Here is a 26,760-nt window from a genome sequence, read left to right on the forward strand (position 1 = left end):
GCACCACCATGGAACGACGCGACCACACCGTGACCCGCGCCGGGCTGCGCTTCCATGTGACGGAGTGGGGGGCGCCGACGGCCCGCCCGGTCGTGATGCTGCACGGCATCCGCGGCTACGCCGAGACCTTCGCGGGCATCGCGGCGGCTTTGCAGCCCGATGGACGGGTCATCGCCTTCGACCAGCGCGGACGCGGCACATCGGACTGGGACCCGCAGCACCACTACTACACCGACACCTACGTGGACGATCTGGCGGCCGTGGTGGATGCGCTGGGCCTGGACCGGTTTGATCTGCTGGGCCATTCGATGGGTGGCATCAACGCCATCGTCTACGCCGCACGTTTTCCCGAGCGGGTGAACCGCCTGCTGGTGGAAGACGCGGGTCCGGGCGCCTTCGAGGCCAGCCCGGGCGCGATCCGCATCCGCCGCGAACTCGCCACCACACCCGGCCACTTCGCCACCTGGGACGAGGCCCGCGCCTTCATGCGCGCGCTGCGCCCCAGTGTCACGGAAGAAGCCCGGGAGCAGCGCCTGCAGAGCATGTTGCGCCCGGCCGATGGCGGTGGCTTCACCTGGCAATACGACCACGTGGGCATCGCCGCCACCCGCCTGAACCCCGACCCGGCCCGGGTGGTGGACCTGCGGCCGCATGTGGCGGCGCTGGCCTGCGACACCCTGGTGGTGCGGGGCGGCAACTCGGACTACCTGCAGCCCGAAATGGTCGACGACATGCAGCGCCTGAACCCCCGCATCCGCAGCACCGTGGTGCCCGATGCCGGCCACTACATCCACGACGACCAGCCTGCGCTGTTCCACCAGCTGGTGCGCGACTTCTTTGTGCCAAAGGCCGGCCATGCGGCTCAACCGACCCACTGACACCATGCTCCACGAACTCAGAACCTACACCCTGGTGCCCGGCGGCGTGCGCGAGTACCTGCGCCTCTACAACGAGGCTGGCCGCGAGGTGCAGACCGAGCTGCTCGGCCGCCTGGTCACGCTCATGCAGCCCGAGAGCGGCGACCTCAACCAGCTGATCTACATCTGGGCCTTTGACGACTTTGAAGACCGACGCCAGCGCCGCGCCCGGTTGATGGCCGACGACCGCTTCACCGCTTTCCGCAAGACGGTTCGCCACCTGCTTGTGCGACAGGAAAGCCAGTTGTTGATACCTGCTTGAGATGAGCCACCCCCGCAGCGCTTCGCGCTACCCCCAAGGGGGCGGCACTGGCCGTCCGGCAAAGCCGGCCCGGCGGTGCCCTGGGCTGCACCGCGTCATGCACAGGTGTGGTGCTCCGGAGCCATGGAAACCGACAACCCCTATTGAGAGACAAAGCCATGAAGCCCACCATTGACACCGAAGTGCTGGTCGTCGGCGCCGGCCCTGTCGGCGTGTCCATCGCCAACCTGCTCGGGCACTACGGCGTGAAGACGCTCATGGTGGACCGCAGCCCCCAGGTGCTGGACTTCCCGCGCGCCGTGGGCCTGGACGACGAGGCCCTGCGCACCTTCCAGGCGGTTGGTCTGGCCGAGGCCATGTTGCAGGACATGATCCAGAACGTGCCCATGCGCATGTACACGGCGGACAAGCGCTGCTTTGCCGAGATCCTGCCCAGCACACGGGAGTTCGGCTGGTTCCGTCGCAACCTGTTCTCGCAACCCCTGGGCGAGGTGACGCTGCGCAAGGGCCTGGAGCGCTACCCGCATGTCACCACGCAACTTGGCGTGGCGCTGCAGTCCATCGAGCAGGACGCCGAAGGTGTGACGGCGGTCCTGCAGGCCGAGGGCGGCGGCACCACCACCGTGCGTGCGCAGTACCTGGTGGGCGCCGACGGTGCACGCAGCACGGTGCGCGAAGGCGTGCTGAAGATTCCGTATGAAGGTCAGACGCACCCCAACAAGTGGGTGGTCATCGAGTGCGATCAGGACCCGCTGGACGCGCCCTACACGGCCCTGCACTGCGAGCCGCGCCGCCCCTATGTCTGCCTGCGCCTGCCGTACGGGCTGCGGCGCTGGGAGTTCATGCTGTTCCCGGGTGAAGACGGCGAGTTGATGCTTGCACCCGACAAGGTGCAGGAACTGCTGCGCAACCACGTGGCCGACCCCGAGCGCCTGAACGTGATCCGGGCCCGGGTGTACACGCACAACTCGCGGGTCGCGAAGTCCTTCGTGGCGGGTCGCATCTGCATCGCCGGCGATGCCGCCCACATCACGCCGCCCTGGATCGGGCAGGGGCTCAACGCCGGCCTGCGCGACGCGTTCAACCTGTCGTGGAAGCTGGCCTGGATCGTCCAGGGCCGCATGAAGCCCGAGCTGCTCCAGAGCTACCACGACGAGCGCCACGCGCACACCAAGGCCATGATCGACTTGGCCGACCTGTTCGGTGCGGTGCTGTCGCAGCGCAACCGCTTTGTGGCCTGGATGCGCGACCGGTTCTTCCTCTCGATCCGCAACGTGCCCAAGTTCCGCGACTACGTGCTGCAGATGAAGTTCAAGCCCATGCCCCGGTTCTCGACCGGGGTGGTGCTCAACAGCGGCAACGCCCCCCAGGACGAGCTGGTGGGGCGCATGTTCATCCAGCCCAATGTGGCGCGCCTGACGGGCCGCTGCGAGAAGCTCGATGATGTGATCGGCGGGCAGTTCGCGCTGCTCTCCTGGCGCTGCGACCCCCTGGCCCAGGCACCCGCCGCGCTCATGAGCCAGCTCCAGGCCCTCGGTGGTGTCCGCCTGGTGGGCGTGCGCGCCCGCAGCGGGGCGAGCGAGCCGGGCATGTCGGCGGCCGGCCCTGGGGTGGACGTCATCCAGGACATGGAAAACGACCTGCAGCTGTGGTTCCAGAAAAAGAACGTGGACTGGGTCCTGTTGCGGCCAGACCGTTTCGTGGCCGCCGCCGGCCTGGCCCAGGACGCGCCCGCACAGCTCCGGAAGTTCTGCGACGCCGTGCTGCCCACCACCGCACCCGCCATGCGCCAAGCGCCTGCCCCTGCGACCGCCGACGCACCGATGGCGGTGTGAGTTGCCACCACTCAATCAACCAACCAAAAGGACGATCCCCATGAACTCCCTCCAATCGTGTGTGCTGGGCAGTGTGATGCTGGCGGTGACCATGGGTGCGGCCCATGCTCAGTCATGGTCTGCCACCACGGTGCGCATCGTCGTGCCCTATCCGGCCGGGACGGAGCCCGACGTGCTGGCCCGCGACATCGGCATCGCCCTGTCCAAGCAGACCGGCAAGACCTTTGTGGTCGACAACAAGCCCGGCGCCAACTCGATCATCGGCACCGATGCGGTGGCCAAGGCCGAACCCGATGGCGCCACGCTGCTCATGGTCGACCGCCTGGCCCTGGTGACCAACCCCATGCTGTATTCGAAGCTGCCGTACAAGTGGGAAGAGGCCGTCAAACCCGTGACCGATCTGGCCCGCGTGAACCTGATGATCGGCGTGCGTTCGGGGCTGCCCGTCAAGACCTTCACCGAGCTGGTGGCCTACGGCAAGGCCCACCCGGGCAAGCTCAATGCGGGCACCGGCGGCAACGGCCATGTGACGCACATCGGCATGGAGATGCTGTCCAAGGCGCACGGCTACACCCAGACCTACGTGCCCTACAAGGGCATCGGTCCGGCCATCACCGGCCTGTCCGCCGGTGAGGTGGACGTGGTGATCGCGGGCGGCGTCGCGCTGGCGGCGCAGGCCAAGTCCGAGCGCGTGCGCCTGCTCGCCATCGGCGACGAGCAGCGCGCGGGCTTCGCTCCCGAGGTGCCCACCATCACCGAAGCCGGCGGCAAGGCAGGTTCGATTCCGTCCACCGTGTTCGCGCTGTTCGCGCCGGGCAAGGTGCCCGACGCCGTGATCACCCAGATCAACCAGGCCGTGGTCCAGGCCGTGGCCGGTTCGCCGATGAAGACCAACTACGCCGCCCGCGGCCTGGAGGTCGGCACGTCGAAGCCGGCCGACACCCTGGCCTCCATGAAGCAGGAAGCGGTCAAGTACGAGCAGGTCATCCGCGAAGCGGGCATCAAGATCGAGTGACCACGTTGCCGCCAACGAAAGACCCCATGTACCCCACGCTCACCCTCTACATCGACGGCCAGTTCATCGAGGCCGGCACCCGGCAGACGCTGACGGTGAACGACCCCGCGACGCTGGAGCGCCTGGGCGATCTGCCCTGCGCCACGGCGCAGGACCTGGACGCGGCCCTGGCGGCGGCCGAACGGGCCTTCGTGCAGTGGCGGCATGCCTCGCCGATGGACCGCTCGGCCGTGCTGCGCAAGACCGCCGAGCTGCTGCGCACCCGTGTCGAGGCCATCGCGCACGGCATCACGCGGGACAACGGCAAGCCCCTGGCCGATGCCCGGGCCGAGGTGCTGAACAGCGCGGAACACGTCGAGTGGCACGCCGAAGAATGCCGCCGCATCTACGGCCGGGTGGTGCCCTCGCGCGACCCGCGCGTGCGCCAGCTGGTGATCCGCGAGCCGGTGGGCGTGTGCGTCGCCTTCAGCCCCTGGAATTTCCCGCTCAGCCAGGCCATCAAGAAAGTGTCCGCCGCCATCGGCGCGGGCTGCACCCTGATCCTGAAAGGGCCGGAAGAGTCGCCCAGCGCCATCGTCGAGATGGCGCGCGCCTTCCACGACGCCGGTCTGCCGCCGGGGGTGTTCAACGTGGTGTTCGGCCAGCCTGCGGAGATCTCGAAGCACCTGATCGAATCGTCCGTGGTGCGGCAGGTGTCGTTCACCGGCTCGGTGCCCGTGGGCAAGCAGCTGGCGGCGCTGGCCGGCCAGCACATGAAGCGCGTCTGCATGGAGCTGGGTGGTCATTCGCCGGTGCTGGTGTTCGACGACGCCGACGTGGACGCCGCGGCCACGCTGCTGGCGCGCATGAAGACGCGCAACGCCGGGCAGGTGTGTGTCTCGCCCTCGCGGGTGTTCGTGCAGGCCGGTGTGCACGACCGTTTTGTGGCGCGCTTCGTGGACGCCATTCAGTCCATCCAGGTCGGCAACGGCCTGGAGCCCAGCTCGCAGATGGGGCCGCTGATCCACGACCGCCGGCTGCAGGCGGTGCGTGATCTGGTGGACGACGCCACGCGCGCCGGCGGACGGGTGCTGACCGGTGGCGCGCGCCTGGGGGACGGCGGCCATTTCTTTTCGCCCACCGTCATCGCCGACGTGCCCGCCCACGCGCGGATCATGAGCGAGGAGCCTTTTGGCCCGGTGGCGTCGGTGCTGAAGTTCGACAGCACCGAGCTGGCGCTGCGGCTGGCCAACAGCGTGCCCTACGGCCTGGCGTCCTACGTGTTCACCGAGTCGCACAAGACCGCCACCCAGGTCATGAACGGGCTGGAGGTGGGCATGGTCAACATCAACCATTCCGGCATGGCGCACCCCGAGCTGCCCTTTGGCGGCGTCAAGGACAGCGGCATCGGCAGCGAAGGCGGCACCGAGACCTTCGACGGCTTCCTCGTGACCAAGATGGTCACGCAGATCTGAGATTCCTTTCCTGTTTACCGGTTTTCACATGCTTCAACTCAAAGATCCTTCCCTGCTGCCTGGCCAGTGTCTCGTCGGCGGCCAGTGGGTGTCGGGCACGGCGTTCATCGAAGTCACCAACCCCGCCACCGGCGCCGTGATCGCCAAGGTGCCGCGCCTGGGCTCCGCTGAAACCCGCCAGGCCATCGAGGCCGCCAACCGCGCCTGGCCGGCCTGGCGTGCGCGCACCGCCAAGGAGCGCTCGGCCGTCCTCGCCCAGTGGTACGCGCTGATCATGGCGAACCAGGACGACCTGGCGCTGATCATGACCAGCGAACAGGGCAAACCGCTGGCCGAGGCGCGCGGTGAAATCGCCTACGCGGCGTCCTTCATCCAGTGGTTCTCGGAAGAAGCCAAGCGCGTGTACGGCGACACCATTCCCGCGCCGGTGGCCTCGCAACGCATCGTGGTCACCAAGGAGCCCATCGGGGTCTGCGCCGCCATCACGCCCTGGAACTTCCCGGCCGCGATGATCACGCGCAAGGCCGGCCCGGCGCTGGCCGCGGGCTGCACCATGGTGGTCAAACCCGCGAGCCAGACGCCGCTGACGGCGCTGGCCCTGGCTGTGCTGGCCGAGCGGGCCGGTGTGCCCGCGGGCGTGTTGTCGGTGGTCACCGGTTCGGCGCGCGACGTGGGCGACGAACTGGCCGACAACCCGCTGGTGCGCAAGCTCTCGTTCACCGGCTCCACCGAGGTCGGCCGTTCGCTGATGGCGCGCACCGCCGCGACGGTGAAGAAGGTGTCGATGGAACTGGGGGGCAACGCGCCCTTCATCGTGTTCGAGGACGCCGATCTCGACGCCGCGGTCGAAGGCGCCATCGTGTCCAAGTACCGCAACGCCGGGCAGACCTGCGTGTGTGCCAACCGCCTGTACGTGCACAGCAAGGTGTACGAGGCCTTCGCCTCCAAACTGGCCGTGGCGGTGGCGCAGCTCACGGTGGGCGAGGGCACCGGGTCCGACGTGCGCATCGGCCCGCTGATCGATCACAAGGCGGTGCAGAAGGTCGAGCAGCACATCGCGGACGCGGTGTCCAAGGGCGCGAAGGTGCTCACGGGCGGACAGCGCCACGCCCTGGGGCAGAGCTTCTTTCAACCCACGATCCTGAGCCACGTCACGCAGGACATGCTGGTCGCCCGCGAAGAGACCTTCGGCCCGCTGGCGCCGCTGTTCCGTTTCGAGACCGAAGACGAGGTGGTGGCCATGGCCAACGACACCGAGTTCGGCCTGGCCAGCTATTTCTATGCGCGCGACCTCGGCCGCGTCTGGCGCGTGGCCGAGCGCCTGGAGTACGGCATGGTGGGCGTGAACACCGGCCTGATCTCCAACGAGGTGGCGCCCTTTGGTGGCGTCAAGCAGTCGGGCATCGGCCGCGAAGGTTCGCACCTCGGCATGGACGACTACCTGGTGGTCAAGTACATCAACATGGCCGGCATTTGAGAGGCTGAGCCAAGGCGACGGCCGCTGAAGCGGTCGCGCCATCGACCCACACAACAACAGGAGACATCCCATGAACGCCAACACCTCCCTCGAACTGAACAACCTCATCCACGGCGAGCACCGGCCGGCCCGATCCGGCGCCACCTTCGAGAAGCTGGCCCCCGCGACCGGCCGGCCTTGTGCAAGGGTCAGCGCCTCGGGCGCCGACGACGTGAACGATGCCGTGGCGGCGGCGAAGCAGGCGCTGCGAGGCCCCTGGGCGGAGCTGCCCGCCAGCGAGCGGGGCCGTTGCCTGGCGCGCCTGGCCGACCTGCTCGAAGCGAACGCCGAGGCCTTCGTGACCACGCTGGCCACCGAACAGGGCAGGCCCCATTTCGACATGCGCGTGATGGACCTGCCCATGTCGGTCGACACCCTGCGCTACTTCGCCGGCTGGGCCGACAAGCTCGAAGGGCGCACCGTGCCCACCGCCGGGTTCATGGGGCGGCAGATGCTGCACTACACGCGCCTGGAGCCCGTGGGCGTGGCGGCGCTGATCGTGCCCTGGAACGCGCCCTTGATGATCGCGATCTGGAAGCTCGCCCCGGCGCTGGCCGCGGGCTGCACGGTGGTGATCAAGACCTCCGAGGACGCGCCGGTGGCCGTGGGCCAGCTGGGCGCACTCGTCGCCGAAGCGGGCTTTCCGCCCGGCGTGGTCAACATCGTGCACGGCATGGGGCCCGAAGCGGGTGCCGCGCTGACCGCCCACCCCGACGTGAGCAAGATCAGCTTCACCGGCAGCACCGGTGTGGGCCGCATCATCGCCCAGCAGGCGGCGGCCTCGTTCAAGCGCGTCACGCTGGAGCTCGGTGGCAAGGCCGCGCAGATCCTGTTGCAGGACGCGAACCTGGACGAAGCGATTCCCGGCGTGGCCATGGGCCTGTTCGTGAACCAGGGCCAGACCTGCGCGGCCGGCTCGCGCATCCTGGTGCACCGCTCGCTCGTGCCGCAGGTGGAGCAGGCGCTGGCGGCCGCCGCGGCCTCGGTGAAGCTCGGTGGGCCGGATGTGGAAGGCGCGCAGATGGGCGCGCTGATCAGCGCGCGCCACCGGGCGCGGGTGCAAGCCAGCATCGGCACGGCGCTGGCCGAAGGCGCCCGGCGCCTGTGCGGCGACGAGGGCGACACACCCGCGAACGGCTTCTTCATGCGGCCGACGGTGTTCACCGACGTGACCCCCGGCATGCAGATCGCGCAGGAGGAAATTTTCGGCCCGGTCGGGGCGATCATCCCGTTCGACACGGAGGCCGAGGCCATCGCCCTGGCCAACGACAGCCGCTACGGCCTCTCGGCCAGCGTCTGGACGCGCGACGTGTCCGCCGCGCACCGCGTGGCCGCGCAGCTGGAGGTGGGCGCGGTGGCCATCAACTGCTGGAGCCCGCTGGACGCGCGCCTGCCCTGGGGCGGCACCAAGGACAGCGGTGTCGGCAGAGACCTTTCGCGCAAGGCGCTCGACGCCTACCTCGAAGAAAAAGTGGTGTCGCTGGCGCTGTAGCCCCCTCGACGGGGTGAGCCGGCAGCGCGTCCTGTGGCGCGCTGCTGGCGTGGTTTGTGGACAGCCAGGCGGTCGCACCGCTTTGGGGGCCACCCCGGTGTGCCCGCCGCCCAGCGTTTTTCCGGAGACGTCTCATGAATGTCGAAGTGCGTTCGTTCAACGACGTGCACCAGCACGCGCGTGCCATCCCGGGTTGGTCTCAGCACTACGACCAGCTCTCGCCGGGCTCGCTCCACAGCAGCCTGCGCCAGGTGTCCACCCACACCTTCCAGATGTTCCATGAGGTGCTGAACCGGCAGGTGGTGCAGCGGGGGCATTGCCCCGGTCAGCGCCTGTGCCTGGCGGTGTCGGACATGTCGCTGGAAGCCGCCAGCGCGAGGCGCGCCCAGCCGCCTTTGTCGCGCGTGGTGCTGCTGCGCAACAGCGAGGAGTTCACGCTGCACGCGCCACAAGGCCTGAGCCTGGTGGCGGCCAATGTGGACTTTGAGCGCTTCATCGAGATGGCCGAGCTGCATCTCTCGCCCCGTCAGACCGCCCTGGCCAGGGGCGCGGCGGGCCTGGCGGTGACCGAAGCGGCGGCCGCGCGACTCAAGGACACCCTGTACCTGATCCTCCGGCAATCCAGCCTGCAGCCCGCCACCAACGCACCGACCGAGACCCTGGACAAGGTGATGGACGAGATGCTGCTCAACGCTTTCCTCGACCTGTTTGCCGCGGTCGGGGACCCGGACACCCAGACGCGTTGCGGTTCGTCGGTGAGCAGCTACATGGTCAGGCGCAGCCGCGAACTGGTGGAGGGCAACGTCTGCAGCCCCCTGAGCATCCTGGAGCTCTGTGCACAGCTTCGGGTCAGCCGCCGCACGCTGCAGGCCAGCTTCCAGAGCGTGGCGGGCATCGGCCCGCTGGAGTACCTGCGCAACCTGCGGCTCAATGCCGTTCGCCGCCGCCTGGGCACGACGGCGGCGCATGAGTTGCCGGTGGGTGACGCGGCGGCCGAGATGGGGTTTTTCCACCTCAGCCATTTCGCGCGCCACTACCGCGAGCTGTTTGGCGAGCTGCCATCCGACACCCTGCGCGCGGATGGCCGGCCCACGGTGGCGCATTCAGGCCACCGCTCGCTCAGAAGGTCTTGATCAGGCCGACCACCAGGCGGGTCTTGCCCGCCGGGCCGGTCTTGGCGGTCTCGGCGCCGCTGATGCGGCCGGAGGCCATCAGGCCCGAGCCCAGGTCGTAGACCAGACCCAGGTGGGCGTCTTTCGCGCTGTCCATGTTGTGGCGGTTGCGAAAGGCCACGCCGGCCTCCAGGGTCAGCTTCTCGCTCAGCGGCTGCGCCAGCGAAAGCGCCAGGCGGGCCGTCTTGTTGCCATTGCCAAAGCCGTGGCCGTACTGGGCCGAGAAGATGCCGTGGCCCAGTCGCACATACCACTCGTTGGCGTTCCAGGTGTTGTCCTTCGGGTACACGAAGCGGATGGCGCCCACGTCGTAGCGCCAGCCCTGACCGAATTCGCCACGGTAGCCGCCGTAGAGGTCGATCTCCAGGTCGGCCTTGCCCTGTGCGCCGAACTGGCCGGTGGAGTTCCAGTTGCCGACATACAGGCCGTTGCCGAAGTCGACGTCGGCGCCGCCTTGCAGGGCAGGGCGCGCGTTCTTGGGCGTGCGCACGTCCTGGTCGATCCCGTTGTACTTGTACAGGGAGGTCAAGCCGACGTTGAACGACACACCTGCGGCCGCCGCAGGTGCGCTGGCGGCCGCCAGCGCGAGCGCAACGGCCAAGGGGTGGATGATTTTTTTCATGGTGTCTCTCTCTTTCGATGGGCGTGGGAAAGCAATGCGTGTGATGGAGGTGAAGCCTCTGCCGGCCAGGACGGATCGGCGCGAGGTGGCGTGAATGCTATGGAGCCTCCCGGTGATCAGTTAGCCCGAAACGGCAGCAGTGCCTCATGACAACCGTTGCCGTTTTGGGCTCCTGCTTTGCCGGGTCCGCCGGTACGCTCGGCACCCATGCAGAGGCAGCACCCGTCTGTCTGTCCGGTGAGCGCCGCGCACCGCACCACACCACAGGAGGGCCCGTGATGGGTTGGTTCAGACAAGATCGCGCACCCGGAGAGCGGCCTTCCGCACCCGACACCACGGACCTGCTTCAGGCGCGGCAGGCAGACGCCATGCTCGGGTGCGGATTGCAGGTCTCCGAGCAGCTGGAGCACGCGGCGCAACGCTGTCTCCACAGCATGCACATCGCGATTCTTGAGGTGAGCGGCCGGGCTGGCGTGTTCGATCAGACCCTCAGCGGTTCGCTCGAACGGATGCACAGCAGCAAGGCGCTGGCGAACGGTGTGCAGCGCACGCTGGTGGCGGAGACACAGGGCGTGTCCGAGCGGTTGCAACGGGGAAGTGCCGAAGCGTCGGATGCACTGAAGACCACGGACCGCGCCGTTCAGGAGGTGCTGGACGCGATCAGCCGCATTGCCCGCGAGATCAACATGCTCGCCATCAACGCGGCCATCGAAGCGGCACGGGCGGGCGAGACGGGGCGGGGGTTCGCCGTCGTGGCCAACGAAATTCGCCGCCTGGCGGCGGACGCGCTGAAATGCGCCAGGCAGGCCACCGAGAAAATGGACCTGAGCGCCGTGCAGCAGAGCTTCCACCAGGTCGGTGTCGAGAGCGAGACCCAGCTGGCGCAGCTGTCGGGTCGCATCGGAGAGAGCCTGGCGACCATGAACGGTCTGCTGGACGACATTTCGTCCGATTTCGATCATCTGCGCTCGGCCAACCGGGTGATCGCCGAGACGGTTCCGGAACTCGCGCGGCGGACACAGACCGCGCAGCAGCGCGTGGCCGACTCGACCGCGCTCCTGGTCGAACTGCAGGAGCCTCTGCACCAGGACCCGCCCCGGCAACCACCGGCCCTGGCCGATGTCTTGCAGCGTCGCCACCTGTCGCTGAGGGACGATGAAGACCTGCTGGAGGTGGTGCTTCGGCGAGGCCACTTGAGGGTGGCGGTCGACCCTTCCTTTGTGGGCCTGTCCTTTCGCCTGCGGCCCGGTGAACCCCTGCAGGGCCTGGACGTGGCCTATGCGAGTGCCTTCGCGGAGTGGCTGGGGGTGGGCATCGAATTCGTCGAGCAGACCTGGGACCAGTGCCTGGGGCTGACCCACCACGGCCGGACGTGGGACGAGCCGCCGGTCGACGTGGTGTGGAGCGCCTTGCCTCCCATGGATGACCTCAGGGGGCTCGTGTACTCACGGCCGTACACGCAACATCCCCTCGTGCTGGCCCGCCGCAAGGGCGATGTGACGGTGACCGGTCTGCCCGACCTGGCGGGCAAGATCCTCGGTTGCGGCTACGACCTCGGCGCGATGCAGGCGCTGGAGGCCGCGGGCGTTCGCTGGGAAACCAACCGCCACCGACCCGGTGGCCGGATCGCCCTGGGCAATCTGGTGTCCTACCCGGACCCGAAGCTGATTTACGACGCGCTCGTCAACGGCAAGGTGGACGCCTTCTTTGCCGAACGGCCCATCTTTCACTGGGCGGCGACCCATCCCGCCAGCCCATGGTCCCACCGCATCGATGTCGTTCCCAATGGACTGGTGTCGGAAGCGCTGGTGTACGTCGCCGGTGTGAAGGATGCGCCCGGCACCGCGTCATTGCTGGGCCGGATCAACGGGTTCATCGCCGGTTTCGAGCCGACAGAGCCTCGCAGAACGATCGAACGCGTCTGGCAGGGGCAGGCCTGAACGGACGCCGAAGGCCCATCCGTTCAGGCGCTGGCGGTCAGTAGCGCAGGCGGCCACCAAAGGTGACGATGCCGATGTCCAGGAAGTCCAGCCCGACGTGGTCGGTGCTGGAGAACGTGGCCTTGAGTCCGCCGAGGTCGAACGGACCGCGCTGCTCCAGCGTGTTGCGCAGGCCCGCTGCCGTCACCGGGCGGGGCGTCTGCCGCAGGGCCTCCACCAGCAGCCGTGCGGCCAGGAAGCCTTCCAGCGACAGGGTGCTCAGCCGGGTGTCCTTGGGCGCGTACTGCTTCATCTGGGTCTGGTAGTCGCGCACGGCGGGCAGGGAGCCGCCGAACGGGTTGGGCACGACCTGGGTCACCGTCATGCCCCGCGAGGCCGCTTCGCCGGCGTGGTCGAACAGCCGTCCCGATTCGTTGTAGGAGGCGCCGTACAGCGGCGTGAAGAGGCCTTTCGCGCGGAGCGTCTTGAGCAGTTTCGCGGTCTCCTCCACCGGCAGCATGGTCACGATGGCCTCGGCACGCATCTGTGCGATCTGTTCGAAAGGCTTGTCCAGCTGGCCGCTGTTGCCGGCCACCGCCGCGCGACCGACCACCTCGATCGAGGGTGCCCGCGCGGCAGACTGTTCGAAGTACTTCACCTCGCCCATGGTGGCGGGGTCGTCCCGGTGGATCAGGGCCACCTTGCGAAGACCGATGGTGCGCAGCTGCTGGGCGAGCTTCTCGTACTCGCTGTTTTCGCCCTGGGTCAGGTGAAAGACGTGCGACCGCGTCGGGGAGCGCAGCTGCACGGCCGCGGGCGAGGTGCCCAGCAGGGGAACGCCGACCCGTCCGAAGATGTTGGCGTCCAGGGTGGCTGCGAAGGTCTCGGGCCCGATCAGGTACAGGAAGGCCACCGGGTTCAGGGTGGCCGCCGCCTGTTCGATCTGTTTCAGGGCATGCGCCGGGTCGGCGGCGTCGTCCAGCGAGACCAGGCGGACGGTGTCACCCCGGATGCCCCCGGTGGCGTTGACGTGCTCCAGATGGGCCTGCATGCCCGCGCGCAGCTCGCTGGTGTAGTGCGCCAGCTCACCCTTCTGCGGCGCCACCTGCACCACCACCAGCTCGGCGGAGATGGCGCCCCGGGTCATCAGGGCGCCGGCCAGCAGGCACAGGGTCAGCATCAGGCGGGTGTGGCTCCCAGCTGATCTGCAGGAGGGCAAAGGATTCGGGTCGTGGCGCAACGTTGTTCTCCAATCTGCACACAAGCCGCCAGGGGCGGAGACCGAAGGCAGCCGGGTGCCGCCTCGACGCGTCCTCCCCGCAAGGAGTCGCTCTTGTGCAGGGCATGTTAGGTGCTGCCCGGTGCCGCCCATAGCCCAAATCGGCATGTCGGGTTGCGGGGCAGGGTGCCGCTTCTGGGGGCTGAAAAGTTGCCGATCCGGGATAACCGTTGCGCCTGTGATGCCCCCAGACTTGCAGTATTCGCGGAGGTTCCGCGATCCCCCATGTGCCGGCGCGGGGCTTTGGTATCGGCAGCAGACAGACAGTGAAAACCACATGGCAGACAACCATCCGTCAGAGCAGGAAACCCCTGCATACCCACCACACGGCGGGCCCCACCAGCTTCGCAAGAACTCGCTGGGTCTCGTCTCGGTGACGTTCATGGTCATCTCGGCGGCCGCGCCGCTCACCGGGGTCGCCGGGGCCGTGCCCATCGCGTTCCTGCTCGGCAACGGCACGGGTGTCCCCGCGACCTTCCTGTTCATGACCCTGATCATGCTGGCCTTCTCCGTCGGCTACGTGGCGATGTCCCGCCATGTGCGCAACGCCGGGGCCTTCTACGCCTACGCGGCCCGAGGCCTGGGCGGCTGCTGGGGCGGCGCCACCGCGATGGTGGCCCTGGTGGCCTACAACGCCCTGCAGTTCGGGCTCATCGGTCTCCTGGGCGGCGTCTCCGCGGGCGTGTTCGGCGGCTTCGGCCTGGACATGCCCTGGTGGGTCTACAGCCTGGTGGCCGTGCTCCTGGTCGGCATCCTGGGCTACCGGCAGGTGGATCTGTCGGCCAAGGTGCTGGTGCTGCTGGTGCTGCTGGAGTACCTGATCGTGCTGCTGGTGGACTTCGCCATCCTGGGCACGGGGGGCGCGAGCGGCCTGTCGCTGAACCTGTTCGACATGTCGGCCATCACCTCGGGCTCGTTCACGGTGGCGGTGCTGTTCTGCCTGGGGTCGTTCATGGGCTTCGAGGCCACCACCATCTACGCCGAAGAGGCGCGCGACCCGGACGTCACGATCCCGCGCGCCACCTACCTGTCGGTGCTGCTGATCGGCCTGTTCTTCGTGTTCACCACCTGGCTGATGATCGCCGGCGTCGGTGCGGCCGAACTGATCCCGACACTCCAGGGCCTGCAGGACCCCACCACCTTCTTCTTCGAGCTGGCCGGCCGTTATGTCGGCGGTCCGGTGCCGGCCATTGCCGGGGTGCTGCTGGTGTCCAGCCTGTTCGCGGCGCTGTCGGCCTTCCACAACTACATCGCGCGCTACAGCTACGTCGCCGGCCGGGAAGGCCTGCTGCCCGCGGCCTTCGGCAGGACCCACGCCACGCACCAGAGCCCGCACGTCGGCTCGGTGGCCCAGACCATCGGTGCGCTGATCGTGCTGGCCGTGTTCGCCGGCCTGGGCCTCGACCCGGTGCTCAACATGTTCACCTGGATCTCGCAGATCGGTGTGCTGGGCGTGCTGGGCATGATGTCGGTCACGTCGCTGGCGGTGGTGGCCTTCTTCCGCCGGCACGCAGAGGCCTCGCTGCTGGTCTCCTGGGTGATGCCGGTGATGTCCGGTCTGATCATGGCCGCGCTGTTTGTCTACATCTTCCTCAACTTCGGGGATCTCACGGGGATGCAGGGGGGCAGCCTCGGCATCGTCCTGCCTTCGCTGATCCCGCTGGCCGCCGTGGTGGGCTGGCTGCTGGCCAGCCGCCTGCGGACCGCCCATCCGAAAGCGTTCGCCAGCATGGGTGCCAGCCGCACCTGAAGCGCTGGCCCGGCGGGGGGTCGCCCGCGCATCCAAGGTTCCAGGGGGAGAGATCCCCCTGGCTTTTTTTTGTCCGCGCCCCATCGGCCGATGCCGCCTCATCTCAACAGACGATGGTGGTTTTGTCCCGGTCTTCCTACATTGGATTGCCTAGCACGGCATCGAGAAAAACGCATTGATCGATGTCATGGCCCCTTCCATTCACACCCACTGAACAAGACCATGAGACAAGACAGCGCGGACCGATTTCTCACCATTGCCGTCGTCGACACCAACGGCCTGCTGCGGGGCCAGAAGGTGGCCGCCAGCGAGCTGCCGGGCATCCTGGCCAGCGGCATGGGCATGTCGCCGGCGCAGCTGGCGCTCGACCCCACCGACGTGTTCCTGAGCATGCCCGGCGTCACCGACGGCACGGGCGACTTCCACGACAGCGCCCTGATCGTGGACACCGGCAGCCGCCGTGCGATTCCCTGGGAAGCGCCGTCCGACCAGGGGCTGTACCTGGCCGAGTTCTCGGGCGACGCGCAGGCCTTCTGCCCGCGCAGCGTGTTGCGCAAGGTGCTCGACCGCGCCGCGGCCATGGACGTCTTCCCCAAGCTCGGCTACGAGCTGGAGTTCACGCTGTTCAACGAGACGGCCGAGACCCTGCAGGCCAAGCAATACGACCAGCTGCGCACGGCCACCGCCCACGCCAGCCACGACCTGGTGATCTACCAGGCCGCGCAGTCGGAGTTCTACAACGGCGTGGCCGATTTCTGCGAGCCGCTGGGCATCCAGCTGGCCAAGATGCACGAGGAGATCGGTGGCGGCTTCATGGAGGCCTGCATCGCCGCCAACACGGCCATGGCCGCGGCCGACCAGGCCGTGCTGCTGAAGAATTTCCTGCGCGTGTTCGCCATGCGCCGGGGCCAGACCATTTCCTTCATGCCGCGCTGGTCCGAAGAGGCCGACAGCCAGTCCAGCCACATTCATATCTCGCTGCTGGACGGCAAGGGCAAGCCATGGTTCTGGGACGCGGAGGCCGAGCACCAAATGTCTCGGCGCTTCCGCCATTTCATCGCCGGCGTGCAGCGCTACCTGCCCGAGTTCATGCTGGTCTTCGCGCCCACGGTGAACAGCTGGCGCCGTTTCGCCGAAGGCACCTTCGCGCCGCCGGCCTTCACCTGGGGCATCGAGAACCGCACCACCTGCCTGCGCGTGGTGGGGCACAGCCCGTCGTCGATCCGGGTGGAGAACCGCCTGCCGTGCGCCGACGCCAACCACTACCTGACGGCGGCTGCCAGCATTGCAGCGGGCCTGGCCGGGATCGAACAGGAGTTGGAGCCCAGCGCTGCCACCGTGGGCAACGGCTACCTGCCCGACGCGCGCCACGGGCCGCCGCTGCACAAGAACATGCCGGCCGCGATCGCGGCGCTGCGTGGGTCGGCCTGCGCGAAGGACTGGCTGGGCGAACGCTTTGTCGAGACCTTCAGCGCCACCCGCGAGGCGCAGTGCAAGTCCTTCGCCGGCAAGTCGCTGATCGACGAACGCCGCCGCTTCTTTGAACTCGGGTGAGGTCAGCATGCTCATTGGCATCCTCGAATGCGGCCAGACCAGTCCCGACTGGATCGAAGAACACGGTGAGATGGCCGCACCGTTCCCGCCCTTCCTGCGCAGCGCCGACGCCGCGCTCGACTTCAAGGTCTACAAGGCGCACCGGCACGAGCTGCCGGCCACGGCCACCGAATGCGACGCCTGGCTGGTCACCGGCAGCCCAGCCAGCGTGCACGAGCGCCTGCCCTGGCAGCCCGCGCTGGCGCGGTTTCTGGTCGAAGCGGCGCAGCAGCGGCCGGTGGTGGGCATCTGCTTTGGCCACCAGCTGCTGCACGACGCGCTGGGCGGCGTGGTGCAGCGTTCCGGCAAGGGCTGGGGCGTGGGTGTGCAGGACTACCCGCTGCAGAGCGTGCCCGACTGGTCGCCGCCCGGTGCGCTGGACGGCGACCGCTTCCACCTGATCGCGCTGCACCAGGACCAGGTGACCACGGCCGCCCCGGGCACCCGAGTGCTGGCGGGCAACGCCTTCTGCCCAGTGGGCATCACCACCATCGGCGAGAACGTGCTGACCATCCAGGCCCACCCAGAAATGACCACCCGCCTGGCACGGGACATCTACGAGTCGCAGCGGACCGAGCAGGGCGATGCGATCACCGACGCCGCCGTGCAGAGCCTGCAGACCCGCATCGACAGCCGCCCCGCGGCGCACTGGGTGCTGGCCTTCGTGCGCCACCGCCTGGCCCGCCTCTCGGCCACCACCCCATCCGCCCACTGAAGGGAACGCCCATGACTTCGCTCACCCTCAACCGACCAACCACCCGTGTCGACCTCACCGATGCCGGCGTCTGGCACCAGGCCGTGCCCGCAGACGAGTTCACGCGCCTGCGCCGCGAATCGCCCGTGGCCTGGAACGAACGCACCGACGGCCAGAAGGGCTTCTGGGCCGTGACGCGCTACGACGACATCGTCACCGTCTCGGGCAACACCGCGGTCTACTCGTCGCGCAACGGCGTGATCAGCCTGGACGACTTCGACGACGCGCAGAACGACGCACGCCGCACCCTGCTGGAAATGGACGCGCCCCAGCACTCCAAGATGCGCATGATCACCGTGCCCGGCTTCATGCCGCGGGCGGTGGCGGCGCTGGAGGCTTCGGTGCGTTGCACCGCCGCGCGCCTGCTGGACGAGGTGCTGCAGTCGCCGCAGGTGGATGTGGTGGAGGTGCTGGCCAAGCAGCTGCCCATCGTCACGCTGTGCCGTGTGCTGGGCATTCCGGAAGATCGCCGCGACGACATGATCCGCTGGAGCGACCAGCTGATCGGTTCCGACGACCCGGAGTTCGTCGACCCGGCCGTGGCCGCGGTGCCGGAGGCCGAGCGGCGCATGCTGCCCTTCGGCCACCCGGCCTCGTTGCAGGCCTTCGAACTGGGCCTGCAGCTGGCGCAGGAGCGCCGCCACCAGGGCACGGACGACATCGTCACCCGGCTCGCGCTGGGCAGCTTTGACGGCCGGCCGCTGACCGACGGAGAGTTCTGCAACTACTTCCTGATGCTGGTGGTGGCCGGGAACGAGACCACGCGCCATTCCATCTCCCACGGCATCAAGGCCTTCTGCGACTTCCCCGACCAGTGGGCGCGTTTTCGCGCGGGTGGTGTCGATGCGCGGGTCGCCGCCGACGAGATCTTCCGCTGGGCCAGTCCGGTGCACTTTGTGCGCCGCATCGCCACCGCCGACACGGAGCTGGCCGGTGCGCAGATCGCCCGCGGCGACAAGGTCGCCATGTACTACGCCTCGGGCAACCGGGACGAGGCGCACTTCGATGCGCCGCACAGCTTCCGCATTCACCGCACGCCCAACCACCACATGGCCTTTGGCCGCGGCGGGCCACACTTCTGCCTGGGCACGCACGTGGCCAAGCTGCAGGTGAGTGTGCTGCTGGAAGAGATGGCGAAGCGGGTGGCCTCCATGTCGCTCACCGGCACCGCCGACCGCCTGCGCAGCAACCACGTGCACGGCATCAAGCGGCTGCCGGTCGCGTTCACCCCCGCCTGAGGTGGCCATGCGCACACCCCATGCCGTCATCCTCGGCGCCGGGCACGCCGCGGCGCAGCTGGCCACCGGCCTGCGCCAGCAGGGCTGGCAGGGCGACATCACCCTGGTGGGCGAAGAGCCCGTGCTGCCTTACCAGCGACCGCCGCTGTCCAAGGCCTACCTGGCCGGGCAGATGAGCGCCGAACAGATGCTGATCCGCAACGCCGCGGCCTACGAGAAGGCGGGTGTGGCCCTGCGCCTGGGTGTGCGGGCCCAGCGCATCGACCGGGCGCAGCAGCAGGTGCACCTGAGCACCGGCGAGGTGCTGGACTACAGCGCGCTGGCGCTCACGCTGGGGGCGCGCGTTCGCGAGCTGCCGGTGCCCGGTGCCGGTCTGCCTGGCGTCTTCTACCTGCGCACCCTCGCCGATCTGGACCGCATCAAGGCCCACGCTGCCGCGGGCAGATGCCGGCGCGCGGTGATGGTGGGCGGCGGCTACATCGGCCTCGAAACCGCCGCCGGTCTGCGCCAGCTGGGCCTGTCGGTGACCCTGCTCGAAGCCATGCCACGGCTGCTGCAGCGCGTGACCAGCGCCGAGGTCTCTGCCTTCTACCAGCGCGTGCACACCGAAGAGGGGGTGGACATCCGCTGCGGCAAGAGCGTGCAGCGCATCCTCGGCGAAACCGCGGTCACCGCGGTGCGGTGCGAGGACGGCGAGAGCTTCCCGGCCGACCTGGTGATCGTCGGCATCGGCGTGTTGCCCAACCTGGAACTGGCCGCCGCGGCGGGGCTGGACACCGGGAACGGCATCCGCGTCAACGCGTTCGCCCAGACCAGCGATCCGCTCATCGTCGCGGCCGGCGACTGCACCGAGTTCTTCAGCGAAGCCCATGGCCGCTCCATGCGGCTGGAGTCGGTGCCCCACGCCATGGCCCAGGCCAGCTGCGCCGCAGCCACGCTGTGCGGCAAACGCGTGCCTTACCAGGCCCAGCCCTGGTTCTGGTCCGACCAGTACGACCTCAAGCTGCAGATGGCCGGCCTGTCGCAGGGCTTTGAGCAGGCCGTGGTCCGTGGCGACAGCCGCCAGGGCCGAAGCTTTTCGGTGTTCTACCTGTCGGGCGGTCGCCTGCGGGCCGTGGACTGCGTCAACCGGCCCAGGGACTTCCTGCTCGGCAAGAAACTGATCGCGGCCGCCGCCGAGATTCCACCCGGCGCCCTGGCCGACGACTCGTCGGACCTGGCCCGCTGGCTCACCACCCTTCAACCCACCACACCATGATCACCATCACCTTCATCGACCACCTGCGGCAGGCCACCACCGTGCAGGCCGCACCCGGCAGCTCCCTCATGCAGGCGGCCGTGGACAACCACATCACCGGCATCGTCGGTGAATGCGGGGGCTTCTGCTCCTGCGCCACCTGCGTGTGCCAGGTCGAGGCGGCCTGGGTGGACCGGCTGCCGCCGCCCGAGGCCATGGAAAGCGCGATGCTGGAATCGGCCGCGGCCGACCACCCGAACAGCCGTTTGTGTTGTCAAATCTCGTTGAGTGCGGACCTGGACGGCCTGACGGTGCACTTGCCCGAGAGCCAGTTCTGACGCAGCGGCCGGCACCGCCGGGCCCTGCAGGTCTGGTGGTGCGGTGAACACGGAGCAAGCTGGGTGAGCACCAACACGGATGTCTCGGACGATTTCAAGCGGGCCCTGTTCGCCCTGGTCCACCGGCTGATGCCGGTGGACGGCATCCGCTTTTTCATCTACGTGCCCTGGGCGCAGCTGCAGCAGGACAGCGCCTCGCACGCGCAGCTGGACACCATGCTGCGCCAGTACGCCGAGACCTGGTGGGAGGTGGACCCGATGCACCCCTCGCGCTTCGAGGACCGGGACACGGTGGTGGTGTCCAACTCGATGCTGATGTCCGACGACGAGTGGCGCCAGAGCACGATCTACACCGGCTTCTACCAGCCCAGCGGCTACTTCCACGATTGCGACGTGTTCTTCCGGCAGCAGGGCCGCATCGTGGCGGTGCTCTCGATGGTGCGGCGCGATCCGGCGCAACCGTTCAGCCCGGCCGAGGTGGCCAGCCTCAACCAGATCCAGCCCTTTGTGGAATACAGCCTGGGCGCGATCCACGTGGCCAGCCGTGTCATCAGCCGCACCAGCCTCTCGGCCCGCTTTCACCTGACGGCGCGCGAGCTGGACGTGGTGGAGATCGCCGTCACCGGCATCAGCAACAAGGCGCTGTGCCGGCACCTGGGCATCTCGCTGCCCACGCTGCGCAGCCACGTGCAGAACATCTACGCCAAGGTGGGGGTGCGCTCCAGCTCGGAGCTGATCGCTAAGCTGGCGCCGATCCAGTTCAGCTGAGCCCGGGCCCCTTGCCCCGGGGCCTCAGACGAAGGACAGCACCTCGGCAACCGGGCGGCGCGGCTTGCGAGGCCAGTTGCCCGGCGCGGGCCGGCCGATCGCCACCAGCATCACCGGCAGTTCGGTCGCTTCGATACCGAACTCGGCGCTGACGGCCACAGCATCGAAGCCGCCCATGGGGGCGCTGGCCAGGCCCAGGGCCTGCGCCGCTGTCATCAGGTTCATGGCCGCCAGCGAGGCCGAGCGGATGGCCTCGTCGCGCTGCTTCACCGGCCGCTCGTGCATGCCGCGGTGGGTGTCGCTGGCCCAGGCCTCCAGATCCTCCGGCCCCATGTGGCCGGCGTCGACCAGGGGCTGGAGGTTGTCGCGGATGCGCTCGTGGCCGTTGAGGGTGCCAATGACGATGACCGTCACGGCGGCGTTGATCACCTGCTGCTGACCATAGGCCAGCTGGCACAGCTTCTCTTTGCCTGTGGCTGACTTGACCGCGATGAAGCGCCAGTTCTGCAGGTGGTAGGCGCTGGGCGCCTCGCAGGCGTGGGCGATGAGGTCGGCGACCAGGTCGTCGTCGATCTCGAACGCCGGGTTGAAGTGGCTGGTGGAGACGCGCGCGCGGATCAGTTCGAGCGCTTCGGTGCAGGTGTCGAGTTGGAGGGACATGGTGATCTCACAGCATCCGCTTCAGGACATCGTTGTCGGGGTTGCTGTCGAAGTAGCGGTGCTTGATCACCCCGACCAGGTGCAGCACGACCACCGCGAGCAGGGTGTAGGCCAGGCTGCCGTGCAGCCAGTCGGCGGCTTCGAAGGCGGTCTCGCTCTTCGGGAACAGCTCGGGCACATGGATGCCGAAGAAGGTGATGCCATCGCTGTACTCGAAGGTGCTCGACAGGGTGTAGCCGGTGATGGGGATCATCACGATGAGCGCGTAGATGGCCCAGTGGGCGAAGTGCGCCAGCTTGCGGTCGAAGGCGGGCAGGGTCGCTGGCAGCTCGGGCGGCACGTAGCGCAGCCGGTTGCTCAGGCGGATGAAGATGAAGAGGAAGGCCAGCAGACCGAAGGACTTGTGCCACCAGTACAGCTGGCCGAGGAGTTCTGCGCGGTTCTCGTCAAAAGGCGTCATGTACCAGCCGCCAAAGATCTGGCCGAGAATGAGGATGGCCATCAGCCAGTGGAGCACGCGCATGCTCGCCGGGTACTTGTCGTGATTGTTCATGTTCGGTTCTCCTGCAGTCGGTGGTGGGGTGGTAGGTGGGTTGGGTGGTGAGGGAAATCGGGTCAGGGCAGCAGCACGGTGATGACTTTTTCTTCGGTGTAGGCCAGCGCGCCGGGCAGGCCACCTTCGCGGCCGATGCCGCTGGTCTTCAGGCCGCCCCAGGGCAGGTTGGCGTCGAGCGGGCTCCAGCAGTTCACCCCGACGGCACCCACGCGGATCGCACCGGCGACCTTGTGGGCACGTTCCAGGTTGCTGGTCCACACCGTGGCCGCGAGGCCGTAGGCCGAGTCGTTGGCGAGCGCAATGGCTTCCTCTTCGGTCTCGAACTCGATGACCGTGCCCACCGGTCCGAAGATCTCCTCGCGGGCGATGGTCATCTGGTTGCTGGCCTTGCCGAAAATGGTGGGGCGGACGAACCAGCCCTTGGCCGAGTCCGAGACGCCGCCGGCCAGCAGCTCGGCGCCTTCGTCGATGCCGAGCTGGATGTAGCGGTTCACCCGTTCGTACTGGGCCTGCTTGGCGACGGGTCCCATCTGCACACCCTCCTGTGAGGGGTCGCCCACGGCCACCGACTTCGCGGCCTGCGCCAGCGCCGCCGAGAATTTGCCGGCGATGCCCTTCTGCACCAGGATGCGCGAGCCCGCGGCGCAGACCTGCCCCTGGTTGATGAACAGCCCCATCGCACAGCCGCGCACGGCGTCGTCGAAGCGGGCGTCGTCGAACACGATCTGCGGGCTCTTGCCCCCCAGCTCCAGCGTCACCCGCTTGAACAGCGGTGCGGCGATGCGCTGGATCGCCGCGCCCGCCTCGGGGCTGCCGGTGAAGCTGATCTTGGCCACCTGCGGGTGCTCGCACAGCGCGCGGCCCACCACATGGCCCAGGCCCATCACGACGTTGACCACACCGTCGGGGAAGCCCGCTTCCTGGCACAGGGCGGCCAGGTGCAGGGCCGATTGGGGCGTCTCTTCCGAAGGCTTGATCACCACCGTGCAACCCGCCGCCAGCAGCGCCGCCAGCTTCCAGGTGGTGATCATCAGGGGCGAGTTCCACGGCACGATGGCCGCGACCACGCCCACCGGTTCGCGCACCGTGTACGACAGCGTGCGCACCCCCATGTAGCCCCCGGTGGGGATGGTCCGTCCTTCCAGCTGGTTGGCCCAGCCCGCGGCCGCGCGCAAGTGGGCCACGGCATTGGGCACGTCCATCATGCGCGGCTCCATGCGCGAGCGGCCGATGGCGCGGGCGTCCATGTCGGCCAGGATCTCCAGATCGCGCTCGACCAGGGCGGCCAGGTTGTTCAGCAGCGCCGCGCGGTGGGTGCCGTTGAGCTTGCTCCAGGCCCCGCCGTACAGCTGTGCGTGGGCCGCGGCAACGGCGCGCCCCACGTCGTCCGCGGTGCCGCTGGCGGCGGTGGCATACACCTCCTCGTCCACAGGGTTGATCAGGTTCAGCCGCGCGCCGTCGGCGGATTCGGTGTGTGCGCCTTCGATGAAGTGTTTGAGGTGCTGGGTCATCTTGAAAAGTTGGTGGGTGGGATGAAGCCGGTGCCCGGCGGTCTGGTGTGGCCCCCGAACGAGCGCCGAGTGTCGGCGCGGCGTCCGCTGCGCCTTTAGCCCAAATCAGCAAGTCGTCACGGTTTGCACGCGCGCCTTCGGGTTAGCACGGGTACCTGCCCACAAGGGGCCAGGGGCACACTTCTTGCGGCGAACAGGGATCACTTCGTCACGGGCCGCCAGATGCCCGCATTCGGTACACGCTGACCCGGGGTCTCATGAACACCAGAACAGATCGCTTCAACGACGTGCATCTGCACGCCACCTCGGTGCATGGCTGGGGGCAGACCTACAGCCAGATCTCGGCCGGCGCGGCGCAATGCGCGTTGTCCCAGTTCTCCACCGCGCGGATTCATGCGTTCCGCGAGTGCATCAACCAGCGCGTGGTCCAGCAGGGTGAGGCGCCCCGCGGCCAGATCTGTTTCGCGGTACCGCTGGCCGTGCCCGGTGCGGCGCGGGTGCAGGGCCGCGCGGCGGACGACAACAGCATCTTCGTGCTGCAGGGCGGCGACGAGTTCATGTTCCACATGCCCATGCACATGGACATGCTGTCGATCACCTTCGAACGCGACGCCTTCGAGCGCGCGATGTCGGGTGCGCCCTGGCCCACCGGCATCGATGCGCTGCTGAAGCAGCCTGTGGTGCAGGTGCCCGGCCACCGCCTCGTGGAGAGCCGGAAGCGACTGATGGCCTTGTTCAACGCCGTGATCGCGGCTCCCGAGCAGGTGTCCACCCCCGAGGCGGAGCAGCAGGTCGAACAGGCGATGCTGGGCGAGCTGATGCGCCTGATCTCGGACCCCGCGTGCGACCGGACCCAGCGCCACGGCAGCTCGTCGCGCAGCTTCATCGTGGAGAAGTGCCACCGCATGACGGTGTCGGACGCCGCGAACGCACCCAGCGTGGTGGACCTGTGCGCGCGGCTGAAGGTCAGCCGTCGCACGGTACAGAACAGCTTCCAGAGCGTGACCGAAACCAACCCGGTGAACTACATCCGCAGCGTGCGCCTCAACGGCGTCCGTCGTGAACTCATGTCCACCCGGGCACACCAGCTGTCGATCGGGGACGCGGCCGCGAAGTGGGGGTTCTTCCACCTGAGCCACTTCGCTTCGGAGTACCAGGAGCTTTTCATGGAGCTGCCCTCGCAGACGCAGCGCGCCGACAGCGCGCACCCGGCACGGCAGGCCGTCGCCGCCTGACACCGGCTGGCGCTGCGCGCCAGCCCGGTCCTTCGTGCGCATGAAGGCAAGCCATCAAAGCTTGCCGATTCGGGCTAACCCCACGCGGGCGCCCAGAAACAGAATCACCCACACCAAAGAAGTGCGCCGGAGCCCGCTGCCCCGGGCTGCGGTGCATCTGCACAGCGTCCAGGTTCACTCGCATGCCGCGCCACTTTGTCCTCATCGATGTTCCCTGCCCATGGCAGCGGGACGTCGCCGACCACTGTTCCTCCAAGGTGCATTTATGAACGAAACAGAGCTGGAATCCCTGAGCTTTCCCGACGCCCCCAAGATGGTGTCCGCCACCTTTCCCGGACCCAAGGCGCTGGAGGCCTTGGCCTTGTCCGCACGCACGGAATCGATGGCGCGCGGCGGTGGCCGCATGCCGGTTGTCATGGACCGCGCGTTCGGCGTCACCATCAAAGACCCCGATGGCAACACCTTCATCGACCTGTCCGCGGGCGTGGGCGTCAGCAGCGTGGGCCGTTGCCACCCGAAGGTGGTTGAGGCCATCCGCCAGCAGTCCGAGGTGCTGATGCACGCCATGGAGGTCAACAGCACCAAACGCACCGAGCTGGCGGCCAAGATCTCCGAAATCATGCCCGAGGGCCTGCGCGGCGACTGCATCACCTTCTTTGCACAGAGCGGCAGCGACGCACTCGAAGCGGCGGTGAAATTCGCCAAGCGCGTCACCGGCCGGCACCAGATCATTGCCTTCCATGGCGGCTACCACGGGGTGTGGAATGCCTCGAACGCGCTGACCACCGGCACGGCCTACCGCAAGGGCTACGGTCCGTTCATGGGCGGTGTGATCCATGCGCCATACCCCTACGCCTACCGCTTCCCCTTCGACACCACCCACAAGAGCGCCGAGCAGATCGCTGGCGAGTACGTCGACTACCTGCTCAACACGCCGTACACCGCGGCCGACGATGTGGCGGCCGTGATCGTGGAGCCGGTGCAAGGGGAGGGTGGATACGTGCCGCCGTCGCCCGAGTTCCTGCAGCTGCTGCGCAAGGCCTGCGACAAGAGCGGTGCGCTGCTGATCGTGGACGAGGTCCAGTCGGGGGCGGGACGCACCGGCAAGATGTGGGCGGTGGAGCACTCCGGCGTGAAGCCCGACATGCTGACCTTCGGCAAGGGCATGGGCGGCGACGTGCCGATGGCCGGCCTGGTGATGCGCTCCGATCTCGCGGCCAAGATTCCCGACGGCTCGGTGCCCAACACCTTCGCCGCCAACTCGCTGTCGGCCGCGGTGTCGCTGACCAACATCGGCCTGCTGCAGGACCCCGAGCTGGACCTGATCAACCGCGCCCACCAGCTGGGTCAGGAAGCGCAGGAATACATCCGCGGTTTCAACAGCCCCTACGTCGGCGAGGTGCGCGGCCGCGGCCTGATGATCGGTATCGAACTGGTCGAAGACAAGGTCACCAAAGAACCCCTGACCGGGGAGAAGCTCGGCAAGCTGATGAATCACGTGCTGAGCCACGGCGTGCTGATGGTGCCCTGCGGCCGCTACACCAACGTGATGCGCGTGATGCCATCGCTCACCATTCCTCGCAAGCTGCTGTTCAAGGCACTGGACGTGTTCGGCGAAGGTCTCAAGACCCTCTGAT

23 protein-coding genes are annotated in these 26,760 nt (G+C 68.1%); 18 read left to right on the plus strand and 5 right to left on the minus strand.

The window, feature by feature from the left end:
- Window positions 1–8: 8 nt before the first annotated feature.
- The 8 genes from IM738_RS07945 (at window position 9) to IM738_RS07980 (ending at window position 9,624) form a co-directional block, all read left to right on the plus strand.
- Window positions 9–878, plus strand: coding sequence for an alpha/beta fold hydrolase (locus tag IM738_RS07945; protein WP_236965333.1), 870 nt, complete (start codon window positions 9–11; stop codon window positions 876–878).
- Window positions 879–882: 4 nt separating this feature from the next.
- Entirely contained in the window at window positions 883–1,179 is a 297-nt protein-coding gene (locus tag IM738_RS07950; protein ID WP_236965334.1) for an NIPSNAP family protein, read from the plus strand.
- A 158-nt stretch (window positions 1,180–1,337) separates the two neighbouring features.
- Window positions 1,338–3,014 (plus strand): bifunctional 3-(3-hydroxy-phenyl)propionate/3-hydroxycinnamic acid hydroxylase, encoded by a 1,677-nt coding sequence (locus tag IM738_RS07955; RefSeq protein WP_236965335.1) that lies wholly within the window; start codon window positions 1,338–1,340, stop codon window positions 3,012–3,014.
- 40 nt (window positions 3,015–3,054) lie between these two features.
- Window positions 3,055–4,029, plus strand: a complete 975-nt coding sequence (locus IM738_RS07960) for a Bug family tripartite tricarboxylate transporter substrate binding protein (RefSeq protein ID WP_236965336.1) — start codon at window positions 3,055–3,057, stop codon at window positions 4,027–4,029.
- 26 nt (window positions 4,030–4,055) lie between these two features.
- Window positions 4,056–5,483 carry an NAD-dependent succinate-semialdehyde dehydrogenase gene (locus IM738_RS07965; protein ID WP_236965337.1) on the plus strand — a complete coding sequence of 476 codons (1,428 nt, stop codon included), beginning with the start codon at window positions 4,056–4,058 and terminating at the stop codon, window positions 5,481–5,483.
- A 28-nt stretch (window positions 5,484–5,511) separates the two neighbouring features.
- On the plus strand, window positions 5,512–6,960 hold the full coding sequence (locus IM738_RS07970) for an NAD-dependent succinate-semialdehyde dehydrogenase (protein WP_236965338.1): 1,449 nt from the start codon (window positions 5,512–5,514) through the stop codon (window positions 6,958–6,960).
- A 70-nt stretch (window positions 6,961–7,030) separates the two neighbouring features.
- Window positions 7,031–8,491, plus strand: a complete 1,461-nt coding sequence (locus tag IM738_RS07975; protein WP_236965339.1) for an aldehyde dehydrogenase family protein — start codon at window positions 7,031–7,033, stop codon at window positions 8,489–8,491.
- Between the two features lie 134 nt (window positions 8,492–8,625).
- Window positions 8,626–9,624, plus strand: a complete 999-nt coding sequence (locus tag IM738_RS07980; RefSeq protein ID WP_236965340.1) for a helix-turn-helix domain-containing protein — start codon at window positions 8,626–8,628, stop codon at window positions 9,622–9,624.
- On the opposite strand, the gene IM738_RS07985 is transcribed toward IM738_RS07980, so the two are convergent.
- Window positions 9,611–10,285 (minus strand): TorF family putative porin, encoded by a 675-nt coding sequence (locus IM738_RS07985; protein WP_236965341.1) that lies wholly within the window; start codon window positions 10,283–10,285, stop codon window positions 9,611–9,613. The genes IM738_RS07980 and IM738_RS07985 overlap by 14 nt on opposite strands.
- A gap of 278 nt (window positions 10,286–10,563) precedes the next feature.
- Between IM738_RS07985 and IM738_RS07990 the strand changes: the two genes are divergently transcribed.
- Window positions 10,564–12,225: a methyl-accepting chemotaxis protein gene (locus IM738_RS07990; RefSeq protein ID WP_236965342.1), complete on the plus strand. Its 1,662-nt coding sequence runs from the start codon at window positions 10,564–10,566 to the stop codon at window positions 12,223–12,225.
- Window positions 12,226–12,262: 37 nt separating this feature from the next.
- Here IM738_RS07990 and IM738_RS07995 read toward each other — a convergent pair whose 3' ends face one another.
- Window positions 12,263–13,384 (minus strand): ABC transporter substrate-binding protein, encoded by a 1,122-nt coding sequence (locus tag IM738_RS07995; RefSeq protein WP_236965343.1) that lies wholly within the window; start codon window positions 13,382–13,384, stop codon window positions 12,263–12,265.
- A 376-nt stretch (window positions 13,385–13,760) separates the two neighbouring features.
- Here IM738_RS07995 and IM738_RS08000 point away from each other — a divergent pair, with 376 nt between their 5' ends.
- From IM738_RS08000 to IM738_RS08030, 7 genes are all read left to right on the plus strand, one after another.
- Window positions 13,761–15,233, plus strand: a complete 1,473-nt coding sequence (locus IM738_RS08000) for an APC family permease (RefSeq protein WP_236965344.1) — start codon at window positions 13,761–13,763, stop codon at window positions 15,231–15,233.
- A gap of 222 nt (window positions 15,234–15,455) precedes the next feature.
- Window positions 15,456–16,787 (plus strand): glutamine synthetase family protein, encoded by a 1,332-nt coding sequence (locus IM738_RS08005; RefSeq protein WP_236965345.1) that lies wholly within the window; start codon window positions 15,456–15,458, stop codon window positions 16,785–16,787.
- Window positions 16,788–16,794: 7 nt separating this feature from the next.
- Window positions 16,795–17,541: a type 1 glutamine amidotransferase gene (locus IM738_RS08010; RefSeq protein ID WP_236965346.1), complete on the plus strand. Its 747-nt coding sequence runs from the start codon at window positions 16,795–16,797 to the stop codon at window positions 17,539–17,541.
- An 11-nt stretch (window positions 17,542–17,552) separates the two neighbouring features.
- Window positions 17,553–18,818: a cytochrome P450 gene (locus tag IM738_RS08015; RefSeq protein WP_236965347.1), complete on the plus strand. Its 1,266-nt coding sequence runs from the start codon at window positions 17,553–17,555 to the stop codon at window positions 18,816–18,818.
- Window positions 18,819–18,825: 7 nt separating this feature from the next.
- Complete coding sequence (locus IM738_RS08020; protein WP_236965348.1) at window positions 18,826–20,076, plus strand: NAD(P)/FAD-dependent oxidoreductase; 1,251 nt, start codon at window positions 18,826–18,828, stop codon at window positions 20,074–20,076.
- Window positions 20,073–20,393 (plus strand): 2Fe-2S iron-sulfur cluster-binding protein, encoded by a 321-nt coding sequence (locus IM738_RS08025; protein WP_236965349.1) that lies wholly within the window; start codon window positions 20,073–20,075, stop codon window positions 20,391–20,393. The genes IM738_RS08020 and IM738_RS08025 overlap by 4 nt, the downstream gene beginning before the upstream one ends.
- 63 nt (window positions 20,394–20,456) lie before the next feature.
- Window positions 20,457–21,161 (plus strand): helix-turn-helix transcriptional regulator, encoded by a 705-nt coding sequence (locus IM738_RS08030; RefSeq protein WP_236965350.1) that lies wholly within the window; start codon window positions 20,457–20,459, stop codon window positions 21,159–21,161.
- 24 nt (window positions 21,162–21,185) lie between these two features.
- Here IM738_RS08030 and IM738_RS08035 read toward each other — a convergent pair whose 3' ends face one another.
- From IM738_RS08035 to IM738_RS08045, 3 genes are all read right to left on the minus strand, one after another.
- Window positions 21,186–21,821: a nitroreductase family protein gene (locus tag IM738_RS08035; RefSeq protein WP_236965351.1), complete on the minus strand. Its 636-nt coding sequence runs from the start codon at window positions 21,819–21,821 to the stop codon at window positions 21,186–21,188.
- Between the two features lie 7 nt (window positions 21,822–21,828).
- Entirely contained in the window at window positions 21,829–22,374 is a 546-nt protein-coding gene (locus tag IM738_RS08040; protein WP_236965352.1) for a cytochrome b, read from the minus strand.
- Window positions 22,375–22,436: 62 nt separating this feature from the next.
- Complete coding sequence (locus IM738_RS08045) at window positions 22,437–23,888, minus strand: aldehyde dehydrogenase family protein (protein ID WP_236965353.1); 1,452 nt, start codon at window positions 23,886–23,888, stop codon at window positions 22,437–22,439.
- Window positions 23,889–24,145: 257 nt separating this feature from the next.
- Between IM738_RS08045 and IM738_RS08050 the strand changes: the two genes are divergently transcribed.
- Window positions 24,146–25,123, plus strand: coding sequence for a helix-turn-helix domain-containing protein (locus IM738_RS08050; protein ID WP_236965354.1), 978 nt, complete (start codon window positions 24,146–24,148; stop codon window positions 25,121–25,123).
- 265 nt (window positions 25,124–25,388) lie between these two features.
- Window positions 25,389–26,759, plus strand: coding sequence for an aspartate aminotransferase family protein (locus IM738_RS08055; RefSeq protein ID WP_236965355.1), 1,371 nt, complete (start codon window positions 25,389–25,391; stop codon window positions 26,757–26,759).
- Window position 26,760 lies beyond the last annotated feature (1 nt).

The sequence above is a fragment of the Hydrogenophaga sp. SL48 genome (genome assembly GCF_021729865.1).
Taxonomy (GTDB): domain Bacteria; phylum Pseudomonadota; class Gammaproteobacteria; order Burkholderiales; family Burkholderiaceae_C; genus Hydrogenophaga.

Excerpts from the sequence above, each read along its gene's own strand:
- IM738_RS07970 (WP_236965338.1), top strand. The coding sequence starts at position 5,512 with ATGCTTCAACTCAAAGATCCTTCCCTGCTGCCTGGCCAGTGTCTCGTC.
- IM738_RS08005 (WP_236965345.1), top strand. The coding sequence starts at position 15,456 with ATGAGACAAGACAGCGCGGACCGATTTCTCACCATTGCCGTCGTCGAC.
- IM738_RS08035 (WP_236965351.1), bottom strand. The coding sequence starts at position 21,821 with ATGTCCCTCCAACTCGACACCTGCACCGAAGCGCTCGAACTGATCCGC.
- IM738_RS07960 (WP_236965336.1), top strand. The coding sequence starts at position 3,055 with ATGAACTCCCTCCAATCGTGTGTGCTGGGCAGTGTGATGCTGGCGGTG.
- IM738_RS07950 (WP_236965334.1), top strand. The coding sequence starts at position 883 with ATGCTCCACGAACTCAGAACCTACACCCTGGTGCCCGGCGGCGTGCGC.
- IM738_RS08040 (WP_236965352.1), bottom strand. The coding sequence starts at position 22,374 with ATGAACAATCACGACAAGTACCCGGCGAGCATGCGCGTGCTCCACTGG.
- IM738_RS07995 (WP_236965343.1), bottom strand. The coding sequence starts at position 13,384 with ATGCTGACCCTGTGCCTGCTGGCCGGCGCCCTGATGACCCGGGGCGCC.
- IM738_RS07955 (WP_236965335.1), top strand. The coding sequence starts at position 1,338 with ATGAAGCCCACCATTGACACCGAAGTGCTGGTCGTCGGCGCCGGCCCT.
- IM738_RS07985 (WP_236965341.1), bottom strand. The coding sequence starts at position 10,285 with ATGAAAAAAATCATCCACCCCTTGGCCGTTGCGCTCGCGCTGGCGGCC.
- IM738_RS08025 (WP_236965349.1), top strand. The coding sequence starts at position 20,073 with ATGATCACCATCACCTTCATCGACCACCTGCGGCAGGCCACCACCGTG.
- IM738_RS07975 (WP_236965339.1), top strand. The coding sequence starts at position 7,031 with ATGAACGCCAACACCTCCCTCGAACTGAACAACCTCATCCACGGCGAG.
- IM738_RS08015 (WP_236965347.1), top strand. The coding sequence starts at position 17,553 with ATGACTTCGCTCACCCTCAACCGACCAACCACCCGTGTCGACCTCACC.
- IM738_RS07945 (WP_236965333.1), top strand. The coding sequence starts at position 9 with ATGGAACGACGCGACCACACCGTGACCCGCGCCGGGCTGCGCTTCCAT.
- IM738_RS07965 (WP_236965337.1), top strand. The coding sequence starts at position 4,056 with ATGTACCCCACGCTCACCCTCTACATCGACGGCCAGTTCATCGAGGCC.
- IM738_RS08045 (WP_236965353.1), bottom strand. The coding sequence starts at position 23,888 with ATGACCCAGCACCTCAAACACTTCATCGAAGGCGCACACACCGAATCC.
- IM738_RS07990 (WP_236965342.1), top strand. The coding sequence starts at position 10,564 with ATGGGTTGGTTCAGACAAGATCGCGCACCCGGAGAGCGGCCTTCCGCA.
- IM738_RS08010 (WP_236965346.1), top strand. The coding sequence starts at position 16,795 with ATGCTCATTGGCATCCTCGAATGCGGCCAGACCAGTCCCGACTGGATC.
- IM738_RS08020 (WP_236965348.1), top strand. The coding sequence starts at position 18,826 with ATGCGCACACCCCATGCCGTCATCCTCGGCGCCGGGCACGCCGCGGCG.
- IM738_RS08050 (WP_236965354.1), top strand. The coding sequence starts at position 24,146 with ATGAACACCAGAACAGATCGCTTCAACGACGTGCATCTGCACGCCACC.
- IM738_RS08000 (WP_236965344.1), top strand. The coding sequence starts at position 13,761 with ATGGCAGACAACCATCCGTCAGAGCAGGAAACCCCTGCATACCCACCA.
- IM738_RS07980 (WP_236965340.1), top strand. The coding sequence starts at position 8,626 with ATGAATGTCGAAGTGCGTTCGTTCAACGACGTGCACCAGCACGCGCGT.
- IM738_RS08055 (WP_236965355.1), top strand. The coding sequence starts at position 25,389 with ATGAACGAAACAGAGCTGGAATCCCTGAGCTTTCCCGACGCCCCCAAG.